The 5,648-nt window shown below is 56.7% G+C and carries 3 tRNA genes and 3 rRNA genes; all 6 read right to left on the bottom strand.

Going from position 1 to position 5,648, the window contains the following annotated elements:
* Positions 1 to 77, bottom strand: a tRNA-Met gene (locus J3S89_RS02455).
* 216 nt (positions 78 to 293) lie between these two features.
* Positions 294 to 408: ribosomal RNA gene (gene rrf / locus J3S89_RS02450) — 5S ribosomal RNA — on the bottom strand.
* 75 nt (positions 409 to 483) lie between these two features.
* Positions 484 to 3,206: ribosomal RNA gene (locus J3S89_RS02445) — 23S ribosomal RNA — on the bottom strand.
* Between the two features lie 293 nt (positions 3,207 to 3,499).
* Positions 3,500 to 3,575, bottom strand: a tRNA-Ala gene (locus J3S89_RS02440).
* 22 nt (positions 3,576 to 3,597) lie between these two features.
* Positions 3,598 to 3,674, bottom strand: a tRNA-Ile gene (locus tag J3S89_RS02435).
* Positions 3,675 to 3,901: 227 nt separating this feature from the next.
* Positions 3,902 to 5,384: ribosomal RNA gene (locus J3S89_RS02430) — 16S ribosomal RNA — on the bottom strand.
* Together the 16S, 23S and 5S rRNA genes with 3 tRNA genes alongside form the textbook arrangement of a ribosomal RNA operon.
* Between the last annotated feature and the right edge of the window lie 264 nt (positions 5,385 to 5,648).

Raw genomic sequence — 5,648 nt, 5'->3', positions numbered from 1 at the left:
TGGTTGCGGGGGCCAGATTTGAACTGACGACCTTCAGGTTATGAGCCTGACGAGCTACCGGGCTGCTCCACCCCGCGGTAAGGGTATCGGTTCGAGCGTCGCCTTTGGGGCGGGAGCGAACCTGGAGAGGGGGCCGTTGATCCTCGACCCGGCGAGGCGGCGGAAGCGACGACGGCCCGAGGTCCTTGCGGTCTCGGGCGGATCGTCTTCACGACGAAGCGGATCGCGATGTCGGGAAGACGGGAGGGGTGCATCGTGTGAGAAGGTTTCGAGAATGAGGATGGACTTGGCAGGCCTGGCAGCGACCTACTCTCCCGCGTCTTGAGACGAAGTACCATTGGCGCAGAGGGTTTTCACGGCCGAGTTCGGAATGGGATCGGGTTGGGGCCCCTCGCAAGAACCACCAGGCCGGCGAAGGCCATCCGTCATGTATGAGGTCACCGTCGGATCCGCGTGTTCGCGGATGGACATTGAATAATGAGAGCGATCAAGCCGATCGAGTTATTAGTACCGGTAAGCTGAACACATTGCTGTGCTTACACACCCGGCCTATCGACGTGGTCGTCTACCACGACTCTCATGCGAGACCTTGTTTTGAGGTGGGTTTCCCGCTTAGATGCCTTCAGCGGTTATCCCGTCCGTACATAGCTACCCTGCACTGCCGTTGGCACGACAACAGGTCCACCAGTGGTACGTTCATCCCGGTCCTCTCGTACTAAGGACAAATCCTCTCAAGTCTCGTACACCCACGGCAGATAGGGACCGAACTGTCTCACGACGTTCTGAACCCAACTCACGTACCACTTTAATCGGCGAACAGCCGAACCCTTGGGACCTGCTCCAGCCCCAGGATGTGATGAGTCGACATCGAGGTGCCAAACACTGCCGTCGATATGGACTCTTGGGCAGTATCAGCCTGTTATCCCCGGCGTACCTTTTATCCGTTGAGCGATGGCCCGTCCACGTGGGACCACCGGATCACTATGGCCGACTTTCGTCTCTGCTCGACTTGTCAGTCTCGCAGTCAGGCAGGCTTATGCCATTGCACTCGACGACCGATTTCCGACCGGTCTGAGCCCACCATCGCGCGCCTCCGTTACTCTTTGGGAGGCGACCGCCCCAGTCAAACTGCCCACCATGCGCTGTCTTGGACCCTGTTGAGCCGCAGTTAGACATTCATGACGATAAGGGTGGTATTTCAAGGATGACTCCACGAGAGCTGGCGCCCTCGCTTCAAAGTCTACCACCTATCCTACACATGCCGACACGAATGCCAGCGCAAAGTTGCAGTAAAGGTGCACGGGGTCTTTCCGTCTAACCGCAGGAACCTCGCATCTTCACGAGGAATTCAATTTCACTGAGTCTCTGCTGGAGACAGCGGGGAAGTCGTTACGCCATTCGTGCAGGTCGGAACTTACCCGACAAGGAATTTCGCTACCTTAGGACCGTTATAGTTACGGCCGCCGTTTACCGGGGCTTCGATTCAAAGCTTGCACCTCTCCTCTTAACCTTCCGGCACCGGGCAGGCGTCAGACCCTATACGTCGTCTTGCGACTTCGCAGAGCCCTGTGTTTTTGCTAAACAGTCGCCACCCCCTGGCTTGTGCCCCCCACACCTGCTTGCGCAAGCATGGGGCCTCCTTATCCCGAAGTTACGGAGGCAATTTGCCGAGTTCCTTCAGCAGAGTTCTCTCAAGCGCCTTGGTATGCTCTACCAGTCCACCTGTGTCGGTTTCGGGTACGGTCTATACGGGAGGCTGTTTCCTGGAACCCCTTCGCCGCACACTCAATCCGATAAGAGTGTACAACACACGGGATTCGTCACTGCTCCCAGGCCGGGGAATATTCACCCCGTTCCCATCGACTACGCCTTTCGGCCTCGCCTTAGGGGCCGGCTAACCCTGCGCAGATTAACTTTACGCAGGAACCCTTGGACTTTCGGCGAGGGTGTCTCTCACACCCTTTATCGTTACTCATGTCAGCATTCGCACTTCCCATACCTCCACGGCGCCTCGCGGCTACCGCTTCAACGGCCTAGGGAACGCTCCGCTACCGCTCTTGCGAGCCCGCAGCTTCGGCTCGTGGCTTGAGCCCCGGTACATCTTCGGCGCAGAAACCCTTGTTTAGACCAGTGAGCTGTTACGCTTTCTTTAAATGATGGCTGCTTCTAAGCCAACATCCTGGTTGTTTTGGGATCTCCACATCCTTTCCCACTTAGCCACGAATTAGGGGCCTTAGCTGGCGATCAGGGTTTTTTCCCTCTTCACGACGGACGTTAGCACCCGCCGTGTGTCTGCCGGACAGTACTTCCCGGTATTCGGAGTTTACTTAGGTTTGGTAGATCTGTAGGACCCCCTAGCCCATGTAGTGCTCTACCCCCGGGAGTATTCATCCGACGCGCTACCTAAATAGCTTTCGCGGAGAACCAGCTATCTCCGAGTTTGGTTGGCCTTTCACCCCTAGCCACAGCTCATCCGAGACTTTTTCAACAGGCACCGGTTCGGTCCTCCAGTGCGTGTTACCGCACCTTCAACCTGGCCATGGCTAGATCACTCGGTTTCGGGTCTAATCCGACGAACTGAACGCCCTGTTCAGACTCGCTTTCGCTACGCCTACACCTACCGGCTTAAGCTTGCTCGCCAGACTAACTCGCTGACCCATTATACAAAAGGTACGCAGTCACCCAGGACGAACCTTGGGCTCCCACTGTTTGTAGGTATCCGATTTCAGGAACTGTTTCACTCCCCTTGTCGGGGTGCTTTTCACCTTTCCCTCACGGTACTTGTTCACTATCGGTCGCTGAGGAGTACTTAGGCTTGGAGGGTGGTCCCCCCATGTTCAGACAGGATTTCACGTGTCCCGCCCTACTCGTATCCCGTGATCTTCGACACCTCTACGGGGCTGTCACCCATTGTCGCCGACTGTTCCAAGTCGTTCGAGTTGGAAGATCACAGGCATTGGCCTGATCCGCGTTCGCTCGCCACTACTAGCGGAGTCTCTGTTGATGTCCTTTCCTCTGGGTACTTAGATGTTTCAGTTCCCCAGGTTCGCCTCTCTTTCGAGATACCCTTGCGGGTGGGTTTCCCCATTCGGAAATCCACGGATCAAAGCTTGTTCGCAGCTCCCCATGGCTTATCGCAGCGTACCACGTCCTTCATCGCCTCTCAGCGCCAAGGCATCCATCGAATACCCTTATAGCACTTGATCGCTCTCATTATCGATGCCCACCCGTTCTCTCGAACCTGTGACCACCGACGGTTAGCTTTCCAATCTCTTGGAAAGACCTCATACATTCTCGAGTTCCGTTCGACTGAACAGTCGTCTCACGACGACCAAACCCACCGCGGAGTTGCCCCCACGGCGATCGAACGAACCTTCTCTTCACGATGTCAAATCAACACGCCTGGAACGACCGTCTTGCGAAAGACGTCGAACCGGCGAAACCGGCATATTCGGACGAGGAGGCGAAGGCGCTCGCCGCCGGCACCCCATTCGAGGAATGGTGGAGCCAGACGGGATCGAACCGACGACCTCATGCTTGCAAAGCACGCGCTCTCCCAACTGAGCTATGGCCCCATGAGGGTGCTCGCGAGACTAATGGTGGGCCCGGAAAGATTTGAACTTTCGACCTCACGCTTATCAAGCGCGCGCTCTAACCAGCTGAGCTACGGGCCCATGCCCTTGGCAAGCCGCAACCGCGGCTCGTGACCTTTGCCACTGAGCTGGAAACTCGTCCGAAGAAGAAAGAGAAACGAAGACGGCGGATCCCGCGCTTTTGTGACTCGCTCGATCCCTGTCGTGAGACCAGGATCGACGGTCGGTGTCCCAAGAGGTTCGAGACGACCGTGGAAGCGGACCGACTTGCGCCGATGGACTTCCGGATCGTGAGGAACCATCCTTAGAAAGGAGGTGATCCAGCCGCAGGTTCCCCTACGGCTACCTTGTTACGACTTCACCCCAGTCGCTGAGCCTACCGTGGTCAGCTGCCTCCTTGCGGTTGGCGCACTGCCTTCGGGTAAACCCAACTCCCATGGTGTGACGGGCGGTGTGTACAAGGCCCGGGAACGTATTCACCGCGTCATGCTGTTACGCGATTACTAGCGATTCCGACTTCATGCACTCGAGTTGCAGAGTGCAATCCGAACTGAGACGGCTTTTTGGGATTGGCTTCTCCTCGCGAAGTAGCTGCCCACTGTCACCGCCATTGTAGCACGTGTGTAGCCCAGCCCGTAAGGGCCATGAGGACTTGACGTCATCCCCACCTTCCTCTCGGCTTATCACCGGCAGTCCCTCTAGAGTGCCCAACTGAATGCTGGCAACTAGAGGCGAGGGTTGCGCTCGTTGCGGGACTTAACCCAACATCTCACGACACGAGCTGACGACAGCCATGCAGCACCTGTCTCTCTGTCCCCGAAGGGAAAACCACGTCTCCGTGGCGGTCAGAGGATGTCAAGAGCTGGTAAGGTTCTGCGCGTTGCTTCGAATTAAACCACATGCTCCACCGCTTGTGCGGGCCCCCGTCAATTCCTTTGAGTTTTAATCTTGCGACCGTACTCCCCAGGCGGGAAGCTTAATGCGTTAGCTGCGCCACCGAACAGCATGCTGCCCGACGGCTGGCTTCCATCGTTTACGGCGTGGACTACCAGGGTATCTAATCCTGTTTGCTCCCCACGCTTTCGTACCTCAGCGTCAGTACCGGACCAGTGAGCCGCCTTCGCCACTGGTGTTCTTGCCAATATCTACGAATTTCACCTCTACACTGGCAGTTCCACTCACCTCTTCCGGACTCGAGACCGCCAGTATCGAAGGCAGTTCTGGGGTTGAGCCCCAGGATTTCACCTCCGACTTAACGGTCCGCCTACGTACGCTTTACGCCCAGTGATTCCGAACAACGCTAGCCCCCTTCGTATTACCGCGGCTGCTGGCACGAAGTTAGCCGGGGCTTCTTCTCCCGGTACCGTCATTATCGTCCCGGGTGAAAGAGCTTTACAACCCTAAGGCCTTCATCACTCACGCGGCATGGCTGGATCAGGCTTGCGCCCATTGTCCAATATTCCCCACTGCTGCCTCCCGTAGGAGTCTGGGCCGTGTCTCAGTCCCAGTGTGGCTGATCATCCTCTCAGACCAGCTATGGATCGTCGCCTTGGTGCGCCATTACCACACCAACTAGCTAATCCAACGCGGGCTGATCCATCCCCGATAAATCTTTCCCCCAAAGGGCGTATACGGTATTAGCACAAATTTCTCTGTGTTATTCCGTAGGGATGGGTACATTCCCACGCGTTACTCACCCGTCTGCCGCTCACCCCGAAGGATGCGCTCGACTTGCATGTGTTAAGCCTGCCGCCAGCGTTCGTTCTGAGCCAGGATCAAACTCTCAAGTTGGAAAGTTCATCCGACTGTATCTCGATCGCACGTTTGACGAGGTCTCCAACACGCTCTCCTCTCGAAGAGCGGTGAGACTTCAACGTGAACCGACGTCGTTTGTCCTAACCGAAGGCCAGGAGTTCCGAAGAACCCATGAACCCTCTCGCAAGGATCACGCCGTCCACGTTTCTCTTTCTTCCTATTCGATTGTCAAAGAACCCGAAGCCGATCAGACTTCGTACGCCCGACACCACCCGAAGGCTCGTCGAACGATTGGGCACG

The organism is Pinisolibacter aquiterrae (assembly GCF_019160155.1).
GTDB lineage: Bacteria > Pseudomonadota > Alphaproteobacteria > Rhizobiales > Ancalomicrobiaceae > Pinisolibacter > Pinisolibacter aquiterrae.
This window is presented reverse-complemented; position numbering and strand designations above follow the sequence as displayed.